Source organism: Streptomyces sp. NPDC024017, assembly GCF_040638895.1.
Classification (GTDB): domain Bacteria; phylum Actinomycetota; class Actinomycetes; order Streptomycetales; family Streptomycetaceae; genus Streptomyces.
Window position 1 is genome coordinate 188,051 of sequence record NZ_JBEZYZ010000012.1, and the last position, 22,709, is coordinate 210,759.

Consider the following 22,709-nt stretch of genomic DNA (forward strand, 5'->3'; position numbering starts at 1 on the left):
ATGCAGCCCAAACCACACCAAAACGCACCCTTGGACGAGCGAATCACGAGCGCCCTCGTAGGCGCCGCGGTCGGCGACGCGCTCGGCGGCCCCGTCGAGGGCTACTCGCCCGAGCAGATCCTCGAACGCCACGGCGGCCGCGTCCACGGCATCGTCGGCCCCTGGCACGGCGACGACTGGCGCACCGCCCGCCCCCTCGCCCCGTACCACAAGGGCGACGGCCACGTCACCGACGACACCCTGATGACGCACGCCCTGGTCCGCGTCTACTCCCGGGTCCGCGACCACCTCGACGCCTACGCGATCGCCGACCACCTGGTCCCGGACCTGATGACCGAGCCGCGCTGGATCCCGGAACTGGAGTCCGAGGCCCTCCCCCTCCAGCGGATCTTCCTGGCGGAGAAATGGCTGGTGACGAGGATCCACTACGGCCATGCCGACCCGCGCGAGGCCGGCACCGGCAACATCGTCAACTGCGGTGCGGCGATGTACATGGCCCCGGTCGGCCTGGTCAACGCCGCCGACCCGCGGGCGGCGTACGCCGAGGCCCTCGACATCGCCGGCGCCCACCAGTCGTCGTACGGCCGTGAGGCGGCCGGCGTCCTGGCCGCGGCGGTCGCGGCGGCGTGCACCCCCGGCGCGACCCCGGACTCGGTCGTCTCGACCTGTCTCTCCCTCGCGAAGGACGGCACCCGGGCCGCGATCGAGCGGGTCTGCGAGGAGGCGTCCCGGCACCCGGACTTCGAGTCGGCGCTGCGCCCGTTGCGCGAGGCGGTGACCCCCTACGACACGGTGGGACCCGACTACCGTGCCCCTTCGCTCGGCGCCCGCCGCCCGTCGCGCCTGCACGCGATCGAGGAACTGCCCGTCGCGCTGGGCATGTTGCTCGTGGCGCGGGGCGACTACCGGCACGCGGTCCTCGGCGCGGTGAACTACGGCCGCGACTGCGACTCCATCGCCACGATGGCCGGCGCCCTGGCGGGTGCCCTGGGCTCGCCGGTCCCGGAGGACTGGGCCAAGACGGTCGCGGAGGCCAGCCGCCTGGACCTCTGGGAACCGGCGACCGCCCTCACGGCCGTGACCCGCGAGATCTTCGCCCGGGACGTGGCCCGCCGCCGCACCCACGAACACGCCTTCGCGTCCCTCGGAGGCCGGGAATGCTCCGACTGACCTGGGTCCAGCCGGAGGACCTGATCGGCCACGAGCTCCGCCAGGCGGCCCAGGACGGCCGCGAGCCGAAGGCGATCGCGGCCCGCTGGCGGGCGGCAGGCGGCCCGCAGACTCCGGCCACCGCAGGCGCGTCCCCCACCCCGGCGTCCCGCTACCTCCGGCAACTGGCGGAAGACCTCCTGGACGAACTGGCCGATCTCCCGAGCGCCTTGGCGGACGACGAACCGACGGACCTGGAGAGGATCCGGTCCGCCTGCCCCGAGTGGCCGGAGCCCGCGGGCACCCCGACGGCCCCCCTTCACCGCCTCGAAGCCGCCTGGCTCGGCCGAGCCACCGGCTGCCTCCTGGGCAAACCGGTCGAGAAGCTCCCCCTCACGGCCATCCGCCAACTCGCCCGGTCCACCGGCAACTGGCCCCTCACCACGTACTTCACCGCCCGGGGCGTCCCCGAGGACCTCCTCCGGCAGCACCCCTGGAACCGCCGCTCGGCACCCACCTCGCTCGCCGAGAACATCGACGGCATGCCCGAGGACGACGACCTCAACTACCCCCTGCTCAACCTCGTCCTCCTCCAGCGCCACGGCAGAACCTTCACCACCACGGACGTGGCCCGCACCTGGCTCGACGAACTCCCCGCCGGCCGCACCTTCACCGCCGAACGCGTCGCCTACCGCAACCTCCTGACCGGCCTGGAACCCCCGCACACCGCCCGTCACCGCAACCCGTTCCGCGAATGGATCGGCGCCCTGATCCGCGCCGACGTCCACGGCTGGACCAACCCCGGCCACCCGGCCGCGGCAGCCGCGCAGGCCCACCGGGACGCCACCCTCACGCACACCGCCAACGGCGTCTACGCGGCGATGTTCACGGCGGCCGCCGTCGCCACGGCCGCGACCGGCGAACACGACATCCACAGCTGCCTGCGCACCGGCCTCACCGTCGTTCCCCCACGCTCCCGACTGGCCCGAGCCGTCCGCGACGCCGTCCGACTGGCGCACGAGCACGAGGACTTCGACAGGGTCGTCGACGAACTCCACGCCACTCACGCCGACACGCACCACTGGGTGCACGCCGTCCCCAACACCGCCCTGATCGCCGCCGCCCTCACCCACGCGAACGGCGACTTCGCCGGCTCCATCTGCCGTGCCGTCAGCGGCGGCTGGGACACCGACTCCAACGGCGCCACGGCCGGCGGCATCGCCGGACTGCTGGCCGGACACCCCGCGGCACTGCCCGACCGCTGGACGGCGCCCCTGAAGAACCGGCTGTCGACGTCCATCGGCGACTTCAACGGCATCGGCTTCGACACCCTCGCCCACCTCACGCACCGGGAGATCCACCGCCCATGACCGCTCCCACGACCGCGCCCCTCACCGGCCTGCGCGTCCTCGACCTCGCCACCCTCTTCGCCGGCCCGATGGCCGCCACCCTGCTCGGCGACTTCGGCGCCGAGGTCGTCAAGATCGAGCACCCGACCAAGCCGGACCCCTCCCGCGGCCACGGCCCGTCGAAGGACGGCGTGGGCCTGTGGTGGAAGATGCTCGGCCGCAACAAGCGGACCATGACCCTGGACCTGTCGAAGCCCGGCGGCCGCGCCACCCTCCTGCGCCTGGCCGCCGGCACCGACGTGATCATCGAGAACTTCCGCCCAGGCACCCTGGAGAAGTGGGACCTGGGCTGGCCCGAGCTGTCGGCCGTGAACCCGCGCCTGGTCCTGGCCCGCGTCACGGGCTTCGGCCAGTTCGGCCCCTACGCGCACCGCCCCGGCTTCGGCACCCTCGCCGAGGCGATGAGCGGCTTCGCCGCGATCACCGGCGAACCCGACGCGCCCCCGACCCTCCCGCCGTTCGGCCTGGCCGACTCCATCGCGGGCCTGACGACGGCGTACGCGGTGATGACGGCGCTCGCCGCCCGCGACCGCACCGGCGAGGGCCAGGTCGTCGACATGGCCCTGATCGAACCGATCCTGGCCGCCCTCGGCCCCCAGCCCCTCTGGTACGACCAGCTCGGGCACGTCCAGCCCCGCACCGGCAACCGCTCCCCCAACAACGCCCCGCGCGGCGTCTACCGCACCGCGGACGGCACCTGGGTCGCCGTCTCCACCTCGGCCCAGTCGGTCGCGGAACGCGTGATGCACCTGGTGGGCCGCCCGGAACTGATCGACGAGCCCTGGTTCGCCACGGGCGCCGACCGCGCCCGCCACGCCGACGTCCTGGACGAGGCGGTCGGCGGCTGGATCGCCGCGCGCACCCGCACCGACGTCATGGCCGCCTTCGAGAAGGCCGAAGCGGCGGTGGCCCCGGTCCAGGACGTCCGGGACGTGATGCAGGACCCGCAGTACCAGGCCCTGGACACCATCACCACCGTCGACGACCCCGAACTCGGCCCGCTGCGCATGCAGAACGTCCTCTTCCGGCTCTCCGCCACGCCGGGCGCGATCCGCTGGGCCGGCCGCCCGCACGGCGCGGACACCGAGGAGGTCCTGACCGAGCTGGGCCTGTCCCCGGACGACCTCACGGCACTGCGCGCGGAGGGCGCCCTGTGACGGCGTACCCGCTCACCTGGCTCTACGTCCCGGGCGACCGCCCCCACGTGGTGGCGAAGGCCCTCACCTCCGGCGCCGACGTCGTCGTCGTCGACCTGGAGGACGCGGTCGCCGCCGACCGCAAGGCCTACGCCCGCGCCACCACCGCCGACCTGCTCGAAGACCCGCCGGCCGTCCCGGTCCACGTACGGGTCAACGCCCTGGAGGGCCCCTGGGGCGAGCAGGACCTCGCGGCCCTGGCCCCGGCTCCCGGGCTGTCCGGCCTCCGACTCCCCAAGATCACCTCACCCGCCGAGGTCCACCACGCCGCACGCCGAGCCGCTGGGGCCGACCTGTACGCCCTCCTGGAGACGGCCCTCGCCGTGGAACAGGCGTACGCCATCGCCGGCGCCCACCCGAACCTGCGCGGCATCGCACTCGGCGAGGCCGATCTGCAGGCCGACCTCGGTGTGCGCGGCGACACTGGCCTCGACTGGCCCCGCTCCCGGGTGGTCGTGGCAGCCAGGGCCGCCGGTCTGCCCCCACCGCCCCAGTCCGTCCACGCCGACACCCGCGACCTGGACGGCCTCGCCGCCTCCTGCGCCCACGGCCGCGCCCTGGGCTTCCTCGGCCGGGCCGCGATCCACCCCCGCCAGCTCGCGGTGATCGAGCGCGCCTACCTGCCCACCGGGGCGGAGATCGAGCACGCGGAGACGGTTCTCAAGGCGGCCGCGACGGAGCAGGGCGCCCAAGCCCTCCCGGACGGCCGCTTCATCGACGCGGCGGTCGTGACGGCGGCCCAGCGCACCCTGTCCCTGGCGCGCCGCCGCTGACATGCCGAGAGCGCCCGGGAAGCTTCCCGGGCGCTCTCGGCATGTCACATACGGCAGGCCGTCAGGTCTTCTTCCCCGACCCGGCCTCGTTCTTGGCCGCGTCCGCCTCGGTCTCGTCCGCGAGCTCGTCGTCCTTGCCGGCGTCCTCGGACTTCTCGCCGCCGTCGGCCTCGTCACCGGAGGCCGCGGCACCCGGCTCCACGACCTCTTCCCGCCCGGGCCGCTTCTTCGACGACAGCACCAGGTACGTCACCGCGAGCAGGAACACGAGGATCGCGGTCCAGACGTTCAGCCGGAGACCCAGGATGTGGTGGGCGTCGTCGACGCGCATGTACTCGATCCACGCCCGGCCCGAGCAGTACGCGGCGACGTACAGCGCGAACGCCCGGCCGTGTCCGAGGCGGAAACGGCGGTCCGCCCAGATGACCAGGAACGCCACGCCGATGCACCACAGCGACTCGTACAGGAACGTCGGGTGGTACGTGCCCGGCACCCGCCCGTCCGACGAGGAGGTGATCTCCAGGGCCCACGGCAGATCGGTGGGCTTGCCGTACAGCTCCTGGTTGAACCAGTTGCCCCAGCGGCCGATCGCCTGGGCGAAGGCGATGCCCGGCGCGACGGCGTCGGCGTAGGCGGGCATCGGGATGCCCCGGCGCCGGCAGCCGATCCAGGCGCCCAGTGCGCCCAGTGCGATCGCGCCCCAGATGCCGAGGCCGCCCTCCCAGATCTTGAAGGCGTCCACCCAGTCGCGGCCCTCGCTGAAGTACAGCTCGTAGTCCGTGATCACGTGGTAGAGCCGGCCGCCGACCAGGCCGAAGGGCACGGCCCAGACAGCGATGTCGGCCACCGTGCCGGCCCGCCCGCCCCGGGCGATCCAGCGCTTGTTGCCGAGCCAGACCGCGACGAAGACGCCGATGATGATGCAGAACGCGTAGCCGCGCAGCGGAACGGGGCCGAGGTACAGCACCCCGCGCGACGGGCTGGGAATGAAGGCAAGTTCCATGGCAAGGTCGACGCTACCGTGCCGCACCGGGCCCGCGGCAGGCAGCCCGGCTACGGGTCCATAACGGGGGCGTGAGAATGCCCCTTACCCCTTGTTCGCTTCCAGGACCATCTGCTTCAGCTTGGCCGGGGTCATCGTGCGGTCCTGGTAGATGTTCTTGCCGTCGAACAGCACGGTCGGCGTGCCCGAGAAGTCGCCCTTGTTGAAGGCCTCGTGGGACTTGGCGACCCAGCCGTTGTGCGTGCCGTCCTCGACGCAGGTGCGGAAGGCGGGGGTGTCCAGGCCGTCGACCTTGCCGGCCAGCTCGATCAGCTTGGCGTTGTTCGCGAAGGCGTCGTCGACTTCCGAAGGCTGATTGTCGAAGAGCACGTCGTGGTACGCGGGGAACTTCCCGGCGTCCTGGGCGCAGGCCGCGGCGTTGGCCGCGTTGCGGGAGCCGGTGCCGCGCATGTTGCCGTCGATGAGGGTGACCAGGTGGTACTCGGTCTTCAGCTGGCCGGCGTTCGTCAGCTCGTGGATCACCGGCCGGTACGCCGTCTCGAAGGACTTGCACGCGGGGCAGCGGAAGTCCTCCCACACCGTGAGCGTGGACTTGGCGCTGTCCTTGCCGACCGGGATGGCCAGGCTGTCCTTGCCCTGGGCTCCCGAGGGCGCCACGACCGGGCCCGCGGCCTCGCTGTCGTCGTCCTTGCCGGCGTTGGCCGCGACGACGCCGATCACCGCCGCGAGTCCCAGGACGGCGACGACGGCCCCGCCCACGATCAGCGCGCGTCGGCGCTTGTCCGCGGACTTCTGCTTCTCGCGCTCGACCGCCAGCTTCTCCCGGGCGGTGCGCTTTCCCTCACGGTTCTTCTCGCTCACACCCCGGAAACGAACCGGGGAGGCGCACCGCGCCTCCCCGGCCGCAGGTCCACCCGTACGAGGGACCTGTATGACTTCCCGGCTTCTTACGCCTGTCGGCGCACGCCCTTGGCGAGGTCGCCGGCGAGGACGCGCACGGCCTCCACACCGGCCGCGTCGTCCGGGGCGTCGAGCATGGCCTTGACGAAGGCCGAGCCGACGATCACGCCGTCGGCGAAGCCGGCTACCTCGGCGGCCTGGGCGGGGTTGGAGACGCCGAGCCCGACGCAGACGGGCAGGTCGGCGCGCGTGGCCCGGGTGCGTTCCACCAGGCCCTGGGCCTGCGAGCTGACGCTGGCGCGGGTGCCGGTGACGCCCATGAGGGAGGCGGCGTAGACGAAGCCGCTGCCCGCCGCGGTGATCTGCGCGAGCCGCTCGTCCTTGCTGCTGGGCGCGACGACGAAGACGGTGGCGAGGCCGTGCTTCTCGGCGTGCTCCCTCCACAGTGCCGACTCCTGCACGGGCAGGTCGGGCAGGATGCACCCGGCGCCGCCCGCCTCGGCGAGCTCGGCGGTGAACCGCTCGACGCCGTAGCGGTCGATGGGGTTCCAGTACGTCATGACGAGGATCGGCTTGCCGGTGGCGGCGTGGGCCTCGCGGACCGTGCGCATCACGTCGGCGATCCTGACGCCGCCGCGCAGGGCGATGTCGTCGGCGGTCTGGATGACGGGGCCGTCGAGGACCGGGTCGCTGTGCGGCAGTCCCACCTCGACGACGTCGGCGCCGCCGTCGACGACGGCCTTGATCGCCTCGATGCCGCCGTCCACGGTCGGGAACCCGGCCGGGAGGTAGGCGATGAGGGCGGAGCGCCCTTCGGACTTCGCCGTGGCGAGGGTGTCGCTCAACAGCTGGATGTTGCCGCTCACTTGGCGTCCCCCTCGATCTCGGCGGTGTCGGTGTCCGCGTCGGCGGCGACCTCGGCGTCGGTGTCGTAGAGGCCGAAGTAGCGGGCGGCGGTGTCCATGTCCTTGTCGCCGCGGCCGGACAGGTTGACCACGATCAGCCCGTCCTTGCCCAGCTCCTTGCCGACCTCCAGGGCGCCGGCCAGCGCGTGGGCGCTCTCGATGGCCGGGATGATGCCCTCGGTGCGCGACAGCAGGCGCAGGGCCTGCATCGCCGCGTCGTCGGTGACCGCGCGGTACTCGCCCCTGCCTGTGTCCTTCAGGTACGAGTGCTCCGGGCCGATGCCCGGGTAGTCCAGGCCGGCCGAGATCGAGTAGGGCTCGGTGATCTGGCCCTCGTCGTCCTGGAGGACGTAGGAGCGCGAGCCGTGCAGGATGCCGGGCTCGCCCGCGGTGAGGGTCGCGGCGTGCTCGCCGGTCTCGACGCCGTGCCCGGCCGGCTCGCAGCCGATGAGGCGGACGTCCGTGTCCGGGATGAAGGCGTGGAAGAGGCCGATGGCGTTGGAACCGCCGCCGACGCAGGCGACGGCCGCGTCGGGCAGCCGCCCGGCGCGCTCCAGGAGCTGGCGGCGGGTCTCGACGCCGATGACCCGGTGGAAGTCGCGGACCATGGCCGGGAACGGGTGGGGTCCGGCGACGGTGCCGAAGAGGTAGTGGGTGTGGTCGACGTTGGCGACCCAGTCGCGGAAGGCCTCGTTGATGGCGTCCTTCAGCGTGCGGCTGCCGGACTTCACGGCGATGACCTCGGCGCCGAGCATGCGCATGCGGGCCACGTTGAGGGCCTGGCGCTGGGTGTCGATCTCGCCCATGTAGATCGTGCACTCGAGGCCGAACAGCGCACAGGCGGTGGCCGTGGCCACGCCGTGCTGGCCGGCGCCCGTCTCGGCGATGACCCGGGTCTTGCCCATGCGCTTGGTGAGCAGGGCCTGGCCGAGGACGTTGTTGATCTTGTGGGAGCCGGTGTGGTTGAGGTCCTCGCGCTTGAGGAAGACGCGGGCGCCTCCGGCGTGCTCGGCGAAGCGGGGAACCTCCGTGAGCGAGGACGGGCGGCCGGTGTAGTTGACCAGGAGGTCGTCGAGCTCCCTCGCGAACTCCGGGTCGTGCTTGGCCTTGTCGTACTCGACGGCCACCTCGTCTACTGCTGCGACGAGGGCCTCGGGGATGAACTTGCCGCCGAACGCCCCGAAGTAGCCTTCGGGGTTGGGGGTTTGACCCTCGGGGTCGGGGATGAAGAACTGGCTGGGCATGCGGATACCTCACGGTGAGTGTGTTGGATGCACTAATCGCCGTGGGGGCGAGGACTATCTGTTGGCTGCGGGCCCGTTGGGGCTGGTCGCGCAGTTCCCCGCGCCCCTAGAGGGCGCGCTGCCATCGCATGCCGTTGACCTGCCCGGGCTCGTCACCGATGACGTACCGGACGCGGCGGCCGTGTACGCGGCGCGCGGGCGCACGGCAGCCGCGGGGGCGGCAGCCGCGCGCGAGGCGGGCGTACCGGTCCACGGTCGTCATGGTGAGAGTCATCGGGGCAAGCCTAGCGGGTGATCAGCTCCGGCCGTGCCGGAGTGCGGGGTGTTCGCCGGCCGCCACCAGGTCCGAGACCGCGGTCCTGGGATCCTTGCCGGTGACGAGGGACTCGCCGACCAGGACCGCGTCGGCGCCGGCGTTGGCGTAGGCGATGAGGTCGTGCGGGCCGCGGACACCGGACTCGGCGATCTTGATGATGTGGTCGGGGATCTCCGGTGCCACACGCTCGAAGGTGCCGCGGTCGACCTCGAGGGTCTTGAGGTTGCGCGCGTTGACGCCGACCACCCGGGCGCCGGCGTCGACCGCGCGCTCGACCTCGTCCTCGTCGTGCACCTCGACGAGCGGCGTGAGCCCAATGGACTCGGCGCGCTCGATGAGGGACTCCAGGGCGGGCTGGTCGAGTGCGGCGACGATCAGCAGCACGACGTCGGCGCCGTAGGCGCGGGCCTCCCACAGCTGGTAGGAGGTGACGATGAAGTCCTTGCGCAGCACGGGGATGTCCACCCGGGCGCGGACCGCCTCGAGGTCGGCGAGCGAGCCGCCGAAGCGGCGCTCCTCGGTGAGGACGGAGATGACGGCCGCGCCGCCCGCCTCGTAGTCCGCGGCGAGTCCGGCGGGGTCGGCGATCGCGGCCAGCGCGCCCTTGGACGGGCTGGAGCGCTTGACCTCGCAGATGACCTTGACGCCGTCGCCGCGCAGCGCGGCCGCGCCGTCCTTGGCCGCGGGAGCCTTCGCCGCGCGCTCCTTGAGCTCGTCGAGGCTGACGCGCGCCTGCCGCTCAGCGAGGTCGGCACGGACTCCGTCGATGATCTCGTCGAGCACACTCACGCGAGCGGCCCCCTTCCAGACTCTTGACAGTTCCAGCGACCGATCGAAAACCGATGGTCACTGCGATGGTATCCGCAGCGGGGCGTAGGCCTCACATCCGGTTGACGCCGGTCCCACTAGCTGGACATCCGCCCGTTGATCAAGGATGGAGCCAGCCACCGAAGGGCAGGTTCCGGACAACCGTGAAGACCAGCAGCAACGCCCCGAGGCTCCACACCAGCCCCGGGTGGGGGTCCATCCGCAGGGAGCGCCCGCGGACCGCGTGGACCACCCATACGGTCCACAGCACGGCGAAGCCCACATAACCGACGGTCGCGAGCGCGTTGGCGTGCAGCGCCGCCAGGACGTCCCCGTGGACGAAGGCGTGCGCGCTGCGCAGTCCGCCGCAGCCGGGGCAGTAGAGGCCGGTGTAGCGCAGCAGCGGGCAGACGGGGTAGTGGCCGGGCTCGTTGGGGTCCACGGTGCCCACGTAGGCGAAGGCGGCGGCCACGGCCGCGAGCACGCCGGCGGGGACGGCCAGGCGGCTCGGGACGCTCGGCGTCACCCTTCGGCTCTCGGCGTTCACGGTATGCATTGTGCCCCTCACGCGCGTGAAGGGCGGTCCCGGCACTCGCGTGCCGGCCGCCCCTCACGTGAGGACGTGCTCCGCGGATCGTGCCGCGGGGGTCAGCTCCCGGCGCCGGCCGGCTCGCGGTCGCCCGTGGTCCGGTGCGGCTGGTGCAGTTCCTTGGGCTGGCCCAGGCCCATCATCCGCATGATGCCGCCGACGACACCGCCGAGCAGCACGACCACCATGCCCGCCCAGAAGCCCAGCGGCTGGTCCATCACCATGAACGCGCCCGAGACGCAGAAACCGATGAAGGCGATCGTGACACCGGTCCAGGCGGCCGGGGTGTGACCGTGGCTGCTGCCCGCCATTGCTTGCTCCTCGTTGCTGTGTGCGTGTCTGAGCAGGACGCTCGGGCCCATTGTCCCGCACGCGCGCCTGCGGAGTGAGCGGGGGTGCTCCCCCGGTCCCCCGTGTGGGCTCAGGCCCCGGTCGGGTCCTCGCCGCGGTCGAGTGCCTTCCACAGGTCCTCGGGGCGGTCGGGGTCGACGGCGGGGGCCTTGCGGCGCGGCTGGGGCGTGCCGCCCCGCTCGTAGCGGCCGGACATGGCGGGCCACAGCCGGCCGTAGCGCAGGGCGAGCAGCCCGGCCAGGAGGATCAGGACGCCGCCGACGGCCGCGACGTACGGCCAGGCGGTGTGGCTGAGGGCGTAGACGGAGGCCGAGGTGTCGCCGGAGGCCTGGGCGGCCTGCTCGTCGAGCGCGGAGCTGTCGGAGGCGCCGAGCAGGGCCGCGACGACGATGCCGACGCCGGAGAGCGCCAGCAGCGCGGCGACGACGAAGCGGCCGGCGCGGCGGACGGCGAAGACGGCGACGAGCGCGGCGAGGCCCACTATGGCGAGCGCCGCGGGAACACCCGTGACGTCGCTGCCCTTGGCGGTCAGGGGGAAGGCGCCACCGGCCACCGTCGCCGTGCCCTGCGACCACTGCTGCCGGGTGGCGAGCAGCGCCACGGCGGCGCCGAGCGCGCCGCTCAGCAGGGCGACGGCGAGGCTCAGGCGGCCGGCCCGGGCGGATCCGGGGGCTTCGGAACGGGGGTGAGGTACAGCAGTCACGTACCCCACTATCGCCTGAACCCCGGGCGAACCGTCACCCGGGGTTCATCTCAGGCCTTTCCCAGCCGGTTCGCCGTGTGTACGGCCCTGAGGACCGCCGCCGCCTTGTTGCGGCACTCGGTGTCCTCGGCGACCGGGTCGGAGTCGGCGACGATGCCCGCGCCGGCCTGCACGTACGCGGTGCCGTCCCGAAGGAGGGCGGTGCGGATGGCGATGGCGGTGTCGGAGTCGCCGGCGAAGTCGAGGTAGCCGACGCAGCCGCCGTACAGGCCGCGCCGGGACGGTTCGAGTTCGTCGATGATCTGCATGGCGCGGGGCTTCGGGGCGCCGGAGAGGGTGCCGGCCGGGAAGCACGCGGTGAGGACGTCGAAGGCCGTGCGGCCCTGGGCCACGCGGCCCGTCACGGTCGAGACGATGTGCATGACGTGCGAGTACCGCTCGACGGACATGAAGTCGACGACCTCGACCGAGCCGGGCTCACAGACCCGCCCCAGGTCGTTGCGGCCCAGGTCGACGAGCATCAGGTGCTCGGCGCGCTCCTTGGGGTCGGCGAGCAGCTCGTCGGCGAGGGCCTGGTCCTCCTGGGGGGTGGCGCCGCGCCAGCGGGTGCCGGCGATGGGGTGGACCATGGCCCGGCCGTCCTCGACCTTGACCAGGGCCTCGGGGGACGAGCCGACGACGTCGAACCCGTCGAAGCGGAACAGGTACATGTACGGGGACGGGTTGGTGGCCCGCAGGACCCGGTAGACGTCCAGCGCGCTCGCCGTGCACGGGGTCTCGAAGCGCTGGGAGGGGACGACCTGGAAGGCCTCGCCGGCCCGGATGCGCTCCTTGATGTCCTCGACGGCCACCTGGAAGTCGGGGCCGCCCCACAGCGCGGTGTACTCGGGGAGCTCGGAGGGCGGGAGGACGGCCGGGGGCTGGGCGACCGCGCGGGAGAGGTCGGCCTCCATGGCGTCGAGGCGGGCGACGGCGTCGGCGTAGGCCTCGTCGACACCCGTCTCCAGGTCGTTGTGGTTGATCGCGTTGGCGATCAGCAGGACCGAGCCCTCCCAGTGGTCCATGACGGCCAGGTCGCTGGTGAGGAGCATGGTCAGCTCGGGCAGCTTCAGGTCGTCGCGCTCGCCGGGGCCGATCTTCTCCAGGCGGCGGACGATGTCGTAGCCGAGGTAGCCGACCATGCCGCCGGTGAAGGGCGGCATGCCCTCCTGGTGGGGCGTGTGCAGGGCATCGATGGTGGCGCGCAGGGCGGCGAGGGGGTCACCGTCCGTGGGGACGCCGACGGGCGGGGCGCCGAGCCAGTGGGCCTGCCCGTCGCGCGCGGTCAGCGTCGCCGCGGACCGCACGCCCACGAAGGAGTACCGGGACCACGAGCGGCCGTTCTCCGCGGACTCCAGCAGGAAGGTGCCGGTGCGCTCGGCGGCGAGCTTGCGGTAGAGCGCGACCGGGGTGTCACCGTCGGCGAGGAGCTTGCGGGTGACGGGGATGACCCGCCGGTCGGTGGCGAGCTTGCGGAAGGTCTCGAGGTCCATGGCCGCTGACCTTACTGATCCGTGGCGGAGCCGTCGGAACCGCCGTCCTTGAGCAACACGTCGGTGTCGAAACACGTGCGCGCGCCCGTGTGGCAGGCGGCGCCGACCTGGTCGACCTTGACGAGCACGGTGTCGGCGTCGCAGTCCAGGGCGACGGACTTCACCCACTGGAAGTGGCCGGAGGTGTCGCCCTTGACCCAGTACTCCCGGCGGCTGCGCGACCAGTACGTGCAGCGGCCGGTGGTCAGGGTGCGATGCAGCGCCTCGTCGTCCATCCAGCCGAGCATCAGCACCTCTCCGGTGTCGTACTGCTGGGCGATGGCGGGCAGGAGGCCGTCGGGGCTGCGCTTGAGGCGCGCGGCGATCTCCGGGTCGAGGCGACTGGGCGTGCTGGTCATGACGACTATTGTGCCGCGCGCCACTGACAGGCCAGGTGGAGTGTCCACTGGGCGGACCCTGCCGCCGGTCGTAAGGTGGGCCGCATGTCGACCCATGCCAAGCGTGAACGACTCCTCCTCGCCGATCTGTTGGAGACCGCGGGCCCGGACGCGCCCACCCTGTGCGAGGGCTGGACGTCCCGGGACCTCGCCGCGCACGTGGTGGTGCGCGAGCGCCGCCCGGACGCGGCCGGCGGGATACTGATCAAGCAGCTCGCGCCACGCCTGGACAAGGTGATGGCTGAGTACACCGACAAGCCGTACGAGGAGCTGATCCAGCTGATCCGTACGGGTCCCCCGCGTTTCTCCCCCTTCTCCCTCAAGCCGGTCGACGAGGCGTCGAACATCATCGAGTTCTACGTCCACTCCGAGGACGTCCGCCGCGCCCAGACCGACTGGTCGCCGCGCGACCTCGACCCGGTCTTCCAGGACGCCCTGTGGTCCCGCCTGGAGCGCACCGCCCGCCTGATGGGCCGCGGTGTCCCGACGGGTCTGGTCCTGCGCCGCCCCGACGGCCAGACGGCGGTCGCCCACCGCGGCACCCCGGTGGTCACCGTGACCGGCGAACCGTCCGAACTGGTCCTGTTCTGCTACGGCCGCCAGAGCGCTGCCAAGGTCGACCTGGACGGCGACGAGAACGCGATCGCGAAGCTCCACGAGACGAAGCAGCTCGGGATCTGAGGGCAGCTCCGCATCTGAGGGCATGAAGAAGCCCCGGCCGCTCCATGCGGCCGGGGCCTTCAGCAGACGGGGGCGTCACCGCACCGGGTGCCCCGCCTCCCGCAGCGTCTCCTTGACCTGGCCTATGCGCAGATCCCCGAAGTGGAACACCGACGCCGCCAGCACCGCGTCCGCGCCCGCCTCGACGGCCGGGGGGAAGTCGGTGAGCTTGCCGGCGCCGCCCGAGGCGATGACCGGGACCGTGACGTGCCCCCGGACCGCCCGGATCATCTCCAGGTCGTAGCCGTCCTTGGTGCCGTCCGCGTCCATCGAGTTGAGCAGGATCTCGCCCGCGCCCAGTTCGGCGGCCCGGTGGGCCCACTCGACGGCGTCGATGCCGGTGCCCTTGCGGCCTCCGTGGGTGGTGACCTCGAAGGAGCCTGACTCCGTGCGGCGGGCGTCGACCGACAGGACCAGGACCTGGCGGCCGAAGCGCTCGGCGATCTCGCGGATCAGGTCGGGGCGGGCGATGGCGGCGGTGTTGACGCCGACCTTGTCCGCGCCCGCGCGCAGCAGCTTGTCCACGTCCTCGGTCGTGCGGACGCCGCCGCCGACCGTGAGCGGGATGAACACCTGCTCGGCCGTGCGGCGCACCACGTCGTACGTGGTCTCGCGGTTGCCCGACGAGGCGGTGATGTCCAGGAACGTCAGCTCGTCGGCGCCCTCGGCGTCGTACACCTTGGCCATCTCGACGGGGTCGCCCGCGTCGCGCAGGTTCTGGAAGTTGACGCCCTTGACGACCCGGCCGTTGTCCACGTCCAGGCAGGGGATGACTCGGACCGCCAGGGTCATGAATCCTGCTCCTCTGATGTCCCTCTGATTGCTTCCACTTCCACCGACACCAGGACCCGGGAGTCGATGAAGCCCTGCACGACCAGCAGGGTCGTGACCGGGCGTACGGCGTCGAACAGTTCCTTGTGGGCCCGGCCCACGGCGTCGACGTCCCGGGCGTGTGCCAGGTACACACGGGTGCGGATCACGGACTCGGGTGCGAGCCCGAACTCGCCGATCGCCTCCAGGGCGGAGGTGAAGGCCACCTTGGCCTGCTCGTACGGGTCGCCGTCGCCGTAGAGCACATCGCCCTTGAAGGCGGTCGTGCCCGCGACCAGCACACGGTCGCCCGCCGCCACGGCGCGTGCAAAACCGAAGGACTCTTCCCAGGGACTTCCGCTCTGCACACGCCGCACGGTCATGACGACACAGCCTCCAAGGCCTCTTCCAGGGTGAACGCCTTCGCGTACAGCGCTTTCCCGACGATGGCACCTTCGACACCGAGCGGGACGAGGTCGGCGATGGCCCGCAGGTCGTCGAGCGAGGAGACCCCGCCGGACGCCACGACCGGGCGGTCGGTGGCGGCGCACACGTTGCGCAGCAGTTCCAGGTTCGGGCCCTGGAGCGTGCCGTCCTTGGCGATGTCGGTGACGACGTATCGCGCGCAGCCCTCCTTGTCGAGGCGCGCCAGCGTCTCGTAGAGGTCGCCGCCGTCGCGGGTCCAGCCGCGCCCGCGCAGGGTCGTGCCCCGGACGTCGAGCCCGACCGCGATCTGGTCCCCGTGCTCGGCGATGACCTTGGCGACCCACTCCGGCGTCTCCAGGGCGGCCGTGCCCAGGTTGACGCGCTTGCAGCCGGTGGCGAGGGCGGCGGCGAGGGTGTCGTCGTCGCGGATGCCGCCGGACAGCTCCACCTTGATGTCCATGGCCTGCGCGACCTCGGCGATCAGTTCCCGGTTGTTCCCGGTGCCGAACGCGGCGTCCAGGTCGACCAGGTGCAGCCATTCGGCCCCGGAGCGCTGCCAGGCGAGGGCGGCCTCCAGCGGGGAGCCGTACGAGGTCTCCGAGCCGGACTCGCCGTGCACCAGGCGGACGGCCTGGCCGTCACGGACGTCCACGGCGGGGAGGAGTTCGAGCTTGCTCACAGTGTTCCGATCCAGTTGGTGAGGAGCTGGGCTCCGGCGTCGCCGGACTTCTCGGGGTGGAACTGCGTGGCCCACAGGGCGCCGTTCTCGACGGCCGCGACGAACGGCTTGCCGTGCGTGGACCAGGTGACCTTGGGGGCCTCCAGCGCCGGGTTGTGCGTCTCCAGCGACCAGTCGTGGACGGCGTAGGAGTGCACGAAGTAGAAGCGGGCGTCCGGGTCGAGGCCGGCGAACAGCTGCGAACCGGGCGCCGCCTCGACGGTGTTCCAGCCCATGTGGGGCACGATCTCGGCCTGGAGCGGCTCGACCGAGCCGGGCCACTCGTCCAGGCCCTCGCTCTCCACGCCGTGCTCGATGCCGCGCGCGAAGAGGATCTGCATGCCGACGCAGATGCCCATGACCGGGCGGCCGCCCGACAGCCGGCGGTCGACGATCCAGTCGCCGCGCACCTCGCGCAGGCCCGTCATGCAGGAGGCGAAGGCGCCGACGCCGGGCACCAGCAGGCCGTCGGCGTTCATGGCCTTGTCGTAGTCACGCGTGATCTCGACGTCCGCTCCCGCGCGGGCGAGGGCACGCTCGGCGGAACGGACGTTGCCGAAGCCGTAGTCGAAGACGACGACCTTCTTCCGCGTCTTCAGGGGGTTGCTCAATTCCACACCTCCAGCCTCACGACACCGGCCGCCAGGCACATCGCGGCGCCGATCGACAGCAGCACGATGAGGCCCTTGGGCATCTTCTGCTTGACGAAGGAGTAGATCCCGCCGGCGAGGAAGAGGCCGACGACGATCAGCAGGGTCGAGGTGCCGTTCACAGGGCGCCCTTCGTGGACGGGAGGATGCCGGCCGCGCGCGGGTCGCGCTCGGAGGCGTACCGCAGGGCCCGGGCCAGCGCTTTGAACTGGCACTCCACGATGTGGTGCGCGTTGCGCCCGTAGGGGACGTGCACGTGCAGTGCGATCTGCGCCTGGGCCACGAAGGACTCCAGGATGTGCCGGGTCATGGTGGTGTCGTACTCGCCGATCATCGGCGCCATCTTCTCGGGCTCGGTGTGCACGAGGTAGGGGCGGCCGGACAGGTCGACGGTGACCTGGGCGAGGGACTCGTCCAGCGGGACCGTGCAGTTGCCGAAGCGGTAGATGCCCACCTTGTCGCCGAGGGCCTGCTTGAAGGCGGCGCCCAGGGCGAGGGCGGTGTCCTCGATCGTGTGGTGCGAGTCGATGTGCAGATCGCCCTCGGTCTTCACGGTCAGGTCGAACAGACCGTGCCGGCCGAGCTGGTCGAGCATGTGGTCGTAGAAGCCGACGCCGGTGGAGATCTCCGTCTTGCCGGTGCCGTCGAGGTCGATCTCGACGAGGACCGAGGTCTCCTTGGTCGTCCGCTCGATTCGGCCGACGCGGCCTTCGCGAGTCATGAAGTCTGCTCCTTCTTCAGTGCACGGACCGCGTCGAGGAACGCGTCGTTCTCTTCGGGGGTTCCGGCGGTGACCCGGAGCCAGCCGGGCACGCCGTTGTCCCGGACCAGGACGCCCCGGTCGAGGATCTTCTGCCAGGTCCGGTGGGAGTCCTCGAACCGGCCGAACTGCACGAAGTTCGCGTCCGAGGCGGTCACCTCGTAGCCGATCGCGAGCAGTTCGGTGACCAGGCGGTCCCGTTCGGTCTTGAGCTGCTCGACGTAGCCCAGCAGCGTGCCGGTGTGCTCCAGGGCGGCCAAGGCGGTCGCCTGGGTCACGGCCGACAGGTGGTAGGGCAGCCGGACCAGCTGGACGGCGTCGACGACGGCCGGGTGCGCCGCGAGGTAGCCGAGGCGCAGGCCCGCCGCGCCGAACGCCTTCGACATCGTGCGGGAGACGACGAGGTTCGGGCGGCCCTCCAGCAGCGGCAGCAGCGAGGCGCCGTGACTGAACTCGATGTACGCCTCGTCGACCACCACCATCGACGGCTTCGCCGCCTGCGCGGCCTCGTACAGCGCGAGGACCGTCTCGGGCGGAACCGCGGTGCCCGTGGGGTTGTTGGGGGTGGTGACGAAGACGACGTCCGGCTGGTTCTCGGCGATCGACTTCTCGGCGGCGGCGAGGTCGATCGTGAAGTCCTCGTTGCGGGGACCGGAGATCCAGCCCGTGCCCGTGCCGCGCGAGATGAGGCCGTGCATCGAGTACGACGGCTCGAAGCCGATGGCCGTGCGGCCCGGACCGCCGAAGGTCTGCAGCAGCTGCTGGATGACCTCGTTGGAGCCGTTGGCCGCCCAGACGTTGGCCACGCCGACCTCGTGGCCGGAGGTGTCGGTCAGGTACTTCGCCAGCTGCGTGCGCAGCTCGACCGCGTCCCGGTCCGGGTAGCGGTTGAGGTTCCGGGCCGCCTCACGCACCCGCTCGGCGATCCGCTCGACGAGCGGCTCGGGCAGCGGGTAGGGGTTCTCGTTGGTGTTCAGCCGTACAGGGACGTCCAACTGGGGCGCGCCGTAAGGGGACTTGCCGCGCAGCTCGTCCCGTACGGGGAGATCGTCGATACGTACGTCGCTCACTTGCTCTCAGGTACCTTCCAGCCGAACCTCGCCTTGATCGCCGCGCCGTGTGCCGGCAGGTCCTCCGCCTCCGCCAGCGTGACCACGTGATGCGCGACCTCGGCCAGCGCGTCCTCGGTGTAGTCGACGATGTGGATGCCGCGCAGGAAGGACTGGACGGACAGGCCCGAGGAGTGGCACGCGCAGCCACCGGTGGGCAGGACGTGGTTGGAGCCGGCGGCGTAGTCGCCGAGGGAGACCGGGGCCCAGGGGCCGATGAAGATCGCGCCGGCGTTCCTGACGCGGTCGGCCACGGCGGTGGCGTCGGCCGTCTGGATCTCCAGGTGCTCGGCGCCGTACGCGTCGACCACCTTGAGGCCCTCGTCGACACCGTCGACCAGGACGATCGCGGACTGCCTGCCCTTGAGGGCCGGGACGATCCGGTCGTCGACGTGCTTGGTGGCGGCGACCTGCGGGTCCAGCTCCTTCTCGACCGCGTCGGCGAGCTCGACGGAGTCGGTGACGAGGACGGCGGCGGCCAGCGGGTCGTGCTCGGCCTGGCTGATCAGGTCGGAGGCGACGTGCACCGGGTCGGCCGTGTCGTCGGCGAGGACCGCGATCTCGGTCGGTCCGGCCTCGGCGTCGATGCCGATCTTGCCGGTGAAGTAGCGCTTGGCGGCGGCGACCCAGATGTTGCCGGGGCCGGTGACCATGTTCGCGGGCGCGCAGGACTCGGTGCCGTAGGCGAACATCGCGACGGCCGTGGCACCGCCGGCCGCGTACACCTCGTCGACGCCGAGCAGCGCGCAGGCGGCGAGGATCGTCGGGTGCGGCAGGCCGCCGAAGTCGGCCTGGGCGGGAGAGGCGAGCGCGACGGACCCGACGCCGGCCTCCTGCGCGGGCACCACGTTCATGATCACGGAGGACGGGTACACGGACCGGCCGCCGGGCGCGTAGAGCCCGACGCGCTCGACCGGCACCCACTTCTCGGTCACGGTGCCGCCGGGGACGACCTGGGTGGTGTGCGTCTCACGGCGCTGCTCGCGGTGGACGATCCGGGCGCGGCGGATGGACTCCTCCAGGGCCGCGCGCACGGCCGGGTCGAGCTCCTCCAGCGCGCGCGTGAGCGCGGCGGCCGGAACCCGTACCTGGTCGAGCCTGACCCCGTCGAACCGCTCGGCTGCGTCGATCAGCGCCGCGTCGCCCCGATGATGCACGTCCTCGCAGATCGGACGCACCTTCTCGAGGGCGGCCGCTACGTCGAAGTCGGCTCGGGGCAGCAGGTCGCGCAGGGCGGGGCCCTCGGGAAGGGCGTCGCCGCGCAGATCGATTCGGGAGATCACGTGCTCAATTCTCTCAGACCCGGGTGAGGCACCGTCCGCGCGTATCAATGGCTGATACAGAACGCCGCAGCAACCCGGAAGATCACCTTCACGTCTTGTGTTCGGGGCGTCACGCAGCGGGCATGAACAGGTGTACGAGGCAAGTGACCCGCGAGTACCCGGGGAGGAAGGAAGAGCTGTGACCGAGGGGGCCGGCGTCCGTGCCGGGGATCTGCCCGATGACCTGACCGCGACCGAGGCCGGCATGTGGCAGGCCTTCCGCAACGGCACCGTGTACGACCTGAGCAGCGGCGACACCGTGGTGGACGATCCGCACGGCGGCCACCCCTGGGGCGAGGAGCGGACCGTACGGGCCCGGATCGTGTGCTGGCTGCTCCTCGACGGCCCGCCCGCCCTGGCCGGCCGTGTGTCGTCGCTGAAGCTGATCGGTGTGCAGGTCAGCGGCTCGCTGGACCTCGCGGGCGGCACAGTGGTGCCGTACGTCGAGATGCGCCGGTGCCGGTTCGAGCAGGACGTGCTGCTGCCGGAGGCCCGCTTCACCACCCTGCGGATGGTGGACTGCTCGGTGCCCCGGCTGGAGGCGGCCCGGGTGCACACCGAGGGCGATCTGCACCTGCCGCGCTGCCGCTTCCACCACGGCATCCGGCTCACGGACGCGCAGATCGGCACGGACCTGATGCTCAACCAGGCGATCGTGCACCGGGACCGCAGCGGCCGGTCGATCGCCGCGGACGGCATGACCGTCGGACAGGACTTACAGGCGGAGCTGCTGGAGTCGCACGGCGAGCTGAGCCTGCGCGCCGCCACCATCGGCGTGTCCCTGAGCCTGCGCGGGGCGCGTCTGTCCAACCCCTTCGAGCGGCTGGCGCTGAACGCCCCGCAGCTGACCGTCGAGCGCAGTCTGTATCTCACCCCGGCGGGGGTCGGCGCCCAGGCGATGAGCGGGATGACCCCGGCGCAGGGGACCCGCATCCAGCGCTTCGCGTGCGAGGGCGGGATGCGGCTGGACGACGGGCGGTTCGGCGACGCCGTCGACTTCGAGCAGGCCCGGTTCACCCTCACCGACGACCAGGAGCTGTCGCTGCGCCGGGTGCAGACGCCGGAGCTGCGGTTCCTCGGGGAGCAGCCGGTGCGCGGGCGGGTGGTGCTGTCCGGGGCGAAGGTCATCAACCTGATGGACCGGGCGGACGCCTGGCCGGGCCCCGGGCGGCTGCACATGGGCGGCTTCGCCTACGAGAACCTGGTGCCGCGCGGGCCGTTCCCGCTGGCCGAGCGGCTGGACTGGGTGGCCGCGGCGACCGCCGAGTACAACCCGGAGCCGTACGAGCGGCTCGCGTCCGTGCTGCGGGCCGGCGGGGAGGACGAGGACGCCCGCGAGGTGCTGCTCGCCAAGCAGCGCCGACATCGCGAGAGTCTGCCGATGGCGGCCAAGCTGTGGGGCTACGCGCAGGACTGGACGGTCGCCTACGGATACCGGCCGGGCCGGGCCGCGGTGTGGATGGCGGTGCTGTGGGCGGCGGGCTCGTTCGCCTTCGCGCAGGCCGGCCATCCGCCGATGAAGCGGGGCGAGCATCCGGAGTGGAACCCCACGCTCTTCACCCTCGATCTGCTGCTGCCGGTCATCGACCTGGGCCAGGTGGGTTTCTGGCAGCTGCGGGGGGCCTGGCAGTGGCTGGCGACGGCGATGATCCTGCTGGGCTGGATCCTGGCGACGACGGTGGCGGCGGGGGCGACACGACTGTTGCGGCGCAACTGATGGTGCTGGTGTGACCACAGTCATTGAACGGTCACGGTTTTACGCTCTCTTGACCATTGGATGTACAACTTTCCGTAGGTTCCATGAACGGTCTGGCGCCGTCATGACCAGCGGACTTTCAATGGTCGGCACCATGGCAATGCAGCTCCCGTTCATCCGCACGAGCCGGATGGCAAGGACCGCCCCCCACCTCGTCGGCGAGCCGCGGGCCGACGACGAGGTGCTGCTCGACGCGCCCGACGCCCGGCTGAGCCCGGCGCTGGTCGCCGCGGCCCGGGGCGACCACGTCCCGGCCGCCTCGCTGCTCCTGGCCACCCGCGTGGCCTCCGAGTGGGAGCGGCGCGACCGGTACGTGACCCGGCTGGCCGCCTTCGCCCGCTCGCGGCCCGAGTGGCTGGACGCCTGGCTCGCCACCGCCCCGCAGGACCCCGACGCGCTGCTGGTCGGGGCCCAGCTGGCGGTGGACCGCGCCTGGCAGTCACCGGCCCGGGCCGAGCTGCTGCGCGAGGTGAGCCCGCTGATCACGGCCGCGGCCCGCGGCGACCAGCGGGACCCGGTGCCGTGGCGGCTCGCGCTCGACCACGCCCGGGGCGCCCAGGCCGGGCACACGTACTTCGAGGAACTGTGGGCGGCGGCCGTCCGCCGTGCCCCGCACCACTACGGGTGCCATGTGGCGGCCCTGCGCTACCTGGCCACCTACTGGCACGGTTCGCACCACGAGTGCTTCGACTTCGCCGACCGGGCCGCCCAGGACGCTCCCGCCGGCGCGCTCGTCCAGGCCCTGCCGCTGCGGGCGGCCTTCGGCTACCTCACCGACGACTGCGGGCCCGAGATCCCGCGCGAGCGGCTGGACGCGGCGGCCGACCGGGCGATCGCGCTGTCCCCGCGGCTGCCGGCGGCCGACCCCTGGCCGGCCCGGATGCGCAACCTGCTGATCTTCGTCCTGGTGTGCCTGGAGCGCTGGCCGGACGCCACCGAGCAACTGCGCCTGAACGGCCCGTACGCCACCTCCTTCCCCTGGGACCGGGTGTCGGACGACCCCCTCGGGCACTTCCTGCGGGTGCGCGAGGGCATCCGGGTCGGGGCGGCCGGGAACCCGTCCGGGCATCCACGGAATGAACGGGGCGGGCGAGCCCGTCCCGGCGACCATTAGGCTTTTACGT

The 22,709-nt window shown here is 72.1% G+C and carries 26 protein-coding genes; 7 read left to right on the forward strand and 19 right to left on the reverse strand.

Annotated elements, in window-relative coordinates:
• From AB0G20_RS30120 to AB0G20_RS30135, 4 genes are read left to right on the forward strand one after another with little or no spacing between them, the layout of a single operon-like run.
• Entirely contained in the window at positions 1–1,170 is a 1,170-nt protein-coding gene (locus AB0G20_RS30120) for an ADP-ribosylglycohydrolase family protein (RefSeq protein ID WP_361307771.1), read from the forward strand.
• Entirely contained in the window at positions 1,158–2,519 is a 1,362-nt protein-coding gene (locus AB0G20_RS30125; protein WP_361307773.1) for an ADP-ribosylglycohydrolase family protein, read from the forward strand. Before AB0G20_RS30120 ends, AB0G20_RS30125 begins: the two co-directional genes overlap by 13 nt.
• Positions 2,516–3,715 carry a CoA transferase gene (locus AB0G20_RS30130; protein ID WP_361307775.1) on the forward strand — a complete coding sequence of 400 codons (1,200 nt, stop codon included), beginning with the start codon at positions 2,516–2,518 and terminating at the stop codon, positions 3,713–3,715. Before AB0G20_RS30125 ends, AB0G20_RS30130 begins: the two co-directional genes overlap by 4 nt.
• Positions 3,712–4,527, forward strand: a complete 816-nt coding sequence (locus tag AB0G20_RS30135; protein WP_361307777.1) for a CoA ester lyase — start codon at positions 3,712–3,714, stop codon at positions 4,525–4,527. Before AB0G20_RS30130 ends, AB0G20_RS30135 begins: the two co-directional genes overlap by 4 nt.
• Positions 4,528–4,588: 61 nt before the next feature.
• Here the strand turns inward: AB0G20_RS30135 and lgt are convergent, their stop codons facing one another.
• From lgt to hisI, 11 genes are all read right to left on the reverse strand, one after another.
• A complete protein-coding gene (gene lgt / locus AB0G20_RS30140) occupies positions 4,589–5,530 on the reverse strand; it encodes a prolipoprotein diacylglyceryl transferase (RefSeq protein ID WP_361307779.1) in 942 nt (313 codons plus the stop codon).
• A gap of 84 nt (positions 5,531–5,614) precedes the next feature.
• Entirely contained in the window at positions 5,615–6,391 is a 777-nt protein-coding gene (locus AB0G20_RS30145) for a thioredoxin domain-containing protein (RefSeq protein WP_361307781.1), read from the reverse strand.
• 86 nt (positions 6,392–6,477) lie between these two features.
• The gene (trpA, locus tag AB0G20_RS30150; RefSeq protein ID WP_361307782.1) at positions 6,478–7,296 is read right to left on the reverse strand and encodes a tryptophan synthase subunit alpha; all 819 of its coding nucleotides are present in this window, start codon (positions 7,294–7,296) and stop codon (positions 6,478–6,480) included.
• On the reverse strand, positions 7,293–8,579 hold the full coding sequence (gene trpB, locus AB0G20_RS30155) for a tryptophan synthase subunit beta (RefSeq protein WP_361307784.1): 1,287 nt from the start codon (positions 8,577–8,579) through the stop codon (positions 7,293–7,295). Before trpB ends, trpA begins: the two co-directional genes overlap by 4 nt.
• Before the next feature lie 106 nt (positions 8,580–8,685).
• Positions 8,686–8,853, reverse strand: coding sequence for a hypothetical protein (locus AB0G20_RS30160; RefSeq protein ID WP_184982751.1), 168 nt, complete (start codon positions 8,851–8,853; stop codon positions 8,686–8,688).
• 21 nt (positions 8,854–8,874) lie between these two features.
• Positions 8,875–9,684, reverse strand: a complete 810-nt coding sequence (trpC, locus tag AB0G20_RS30165) for an indole-3-glycerol phosphate synthase TrpC (protein ID WP_358597006.1) — start codon at positions 9,682–9,684, stop codon at positions 8,875–8,877.
• A 139-nt stretch (positions 9,685–9,823) separates the two neighbouring features.
• The gene (locus AB0G20_RS30170) at positions 9,824–10,258 is read right to left on the reverse strand and encodes a DUF2752 domain-containing protein (protein ID WP_361307786.1); all 435 of its coding nucleotides are present in this window, start codon (positions 10,256–10,258) and stop codon (positions 9,824–9,826) included.
• A 92-nt stretch (positions 10,259–10,350) separates the two neighbouring features.
• Positions 10,351–10,602, reverse strand: a complete 252-nt coding sequence (locus AB0G20_RS30175; RefSeq protein WP_361307788.1) for an HGxxPAAW family protein — start codon at positions 10,600–10,602, stop codon at positions 10,351–10,353.
• Positions 10,603–10,712: 110 nt separating this feature from the next.
• Entirely contained in the window at positions 10,713–11,354 is a 642-nt protein-coding gene (locus AB0G20_RS30180) for a TIGR02234 family membrane protein (protein WP_361307790.1), read from the reverse strand.
• Between the two features lie 41 nt (positions 11,355–11,395).
• Entirely contained in the window at positions 11,396–12,877 is a 1,482-nt protein-coding gene (locus AB0G20_RS30185) for an anthranilate synthase component I (RefSeq protein WP_361307792.1), read from the reverse strand.
• An 11-nt stretch (positions 12,878–12,888) separates the two neighbouring features.
• A complete protein-coding gene (gene hisI / locus AB0G20_RS30190) occupies positions 12,889–13,275 on the reverse strand; it encodes a phosphoribosyl-AMP cyclohydrolase (protein ID WP_361307794.1) in 387 nt (128 codons plus the stop codon).
• 84 nt (positions 13,276–13,359) lie between these two features.
• Between hisI and AB0G20_RS30195 the strand changes: the two genes are divergently transcribed.
• Positions 13,360–13,995 (forward strand): TIGR03085 family metal-binding protein, encoded by a 636-nt coding sequence (locus AB0G20_RS30195; protein WP_361307796.1) that lies wholly within the window; start codon positions 13,360–13,362, stop codon positions 13,993–13,995.
• A gap of 75 nt (positions 13,996–14,070) precedes the next feature.
• On the opposite strand, the gene hisF is transcribed toward AB0G20_RS30195, so the two are convergent.
• The 8 genes from hisF to hisD are packed head-to-tail and all read right to left on the reverse strand — an operon-like array spanning position 14,071 to position 19,790.
• Positions 14,071–14,826: an imidazole glycerol phosphate synthase subunit HisF gene (gene hisF, locus AB0G20_RS30200; protein ID WP_361307798.1), complete on the reverse strand. Its 756-nt coding sequence runs from the start codon at positions 14,824–14,826 to the stop codon at positions 14,071–14,073.
• Positions 14,823–15,227 (reverse strand): RidA family protein, encoded by a 405-nt coding sequence (locus AB0G20_RS30205; protein ID WP_361307800.1) that lies wholly within the window; start codon positions 15,225–15,227, stop codon positions 14,823–14,825. Before AB0G20_RS30205 ends, hisF begins: the two co-directional genes overlap by 4 nt.
• Positions 15,224–15,949 (reverse strand): bifunctional 1-(5-phosphoribosyl)-5-((5-phosphoribosylamino)methylideneamino)imidazole-4-carboxamide isomerase/phosphoribosylanthranilate isomerase PriA, encoded by a 726-nt coding sequence (gene priA / locus AB0G20_RS30210; RefSeq protein ID WP_361307802.1) that lies wholly within the window; start codon positions 15,947–15,949, stop codon positions 15,224–15,226. The genes AB0G20_RS30205 and priA overlap by 4 nt, the downstream gene beginning before the upstream one ends.
• Positions 15,946–16,587: an imidazole glycerol phosphate synthase subunit HisH gene (gene hisH, locus AB0G20_RS30215; RefSeq protein WP_361307997.1), complete on the reverse strand. Its 642-nt coding sequence runs from the start codon at positions 16,585–16,587 to the stop codon at positions 15,946–15,948. The genes priA and hisH overlap by 4 nt, the downstream gene beginning before the upstream one ends.
• Before the next feature lie 8 nt (positions 16,588–16,595).
• Positions 16,596–16,760 carry a hypothetical protein gene (locus AB0G20_RS30220; protein ID WP_361307804.1) on the reverse strand — a complete coding sequence of 55 codons (165 nt, stop codon included), beginning with the start codon at positions 16,758–16,760 and terminating at the stop codon, positions 16,596–16,598.
• Entirely contained in the window at positions 16,757–17,359 is a 603-nt protein-coding gene (hisB, locus tag AB0G20_RS30225; RefSeq protein WP_086601780.1) for an imidazoleglycerol-phosphate dehydratase HisB, read from the reverse strand. Before hisB ends, AB0G20_RS30220 begins: the two co-directional genes overlap by 4 nt.
• Positions 17,356–18,468, reverse strand: coding sequence for a histidinol-phosphate transaminase (locus AB0G20_RS30230; RefSeq protein WP_361307806.1), 1,113 nt, complete (start codon positions 18,466–18,468; stop codon positions 17,356–17,358). The genes hisB and AB0G20_RS30230 overlap by 4 nt, the downstream gene beginning before the upstream one ends.
• On the reverse strand, positions 18,465–19,790 hold the full coding sequence (hisD, locus tag AB0G20_RS30235; RefSeq protein ID WP_361307808.1) for a histidinol dehydrogenase: 1,326 nt from the start codon (positions 19,788–19,790) through the stop codon (positions 18,465–18,467). Before hisD ends, AB0G20_RS30230 begins: the two co-directional genes overlap by 4 nt.
• A gap of 178 nt (positions 19,791–19,968) precedes the next feature.
• On the opposite strand from hisD, the gene AB0G20_RS30240 reads away from it, so the two are divergent.
• Together AB0G20_RS30240 and AB0G20_RS30245 are read left to right on the forward strand one after the other, a co-directional pair.
• Positions 19,969–21,546 carry an oxidoreductase gene (locus AB0G20_RS30240; protein WP_361307810.1) on the forward strand — a complete coding sequence of 526 codons (1,578 nt, stop codon included), beginning with the start codon at positions 19,969–19,971 and terminating at the stop codon, positions 21,544–21,546.
• Positions 21,547–21,667: 121 nt separating this feature from the next.
• On the forward strand, positions 21,668–22,699 hold the full coding sequence (locus AB0G20_RS30245; RefSeq protein ID WP_361307999.1) for a hypothetical protein: 1,032 nt from the start codon (positions 21,668–21,670) through the stop codon (positions 22,697–22,699).
• Positions 22,700–22,709: the final 10 nt, after the last annotated feature.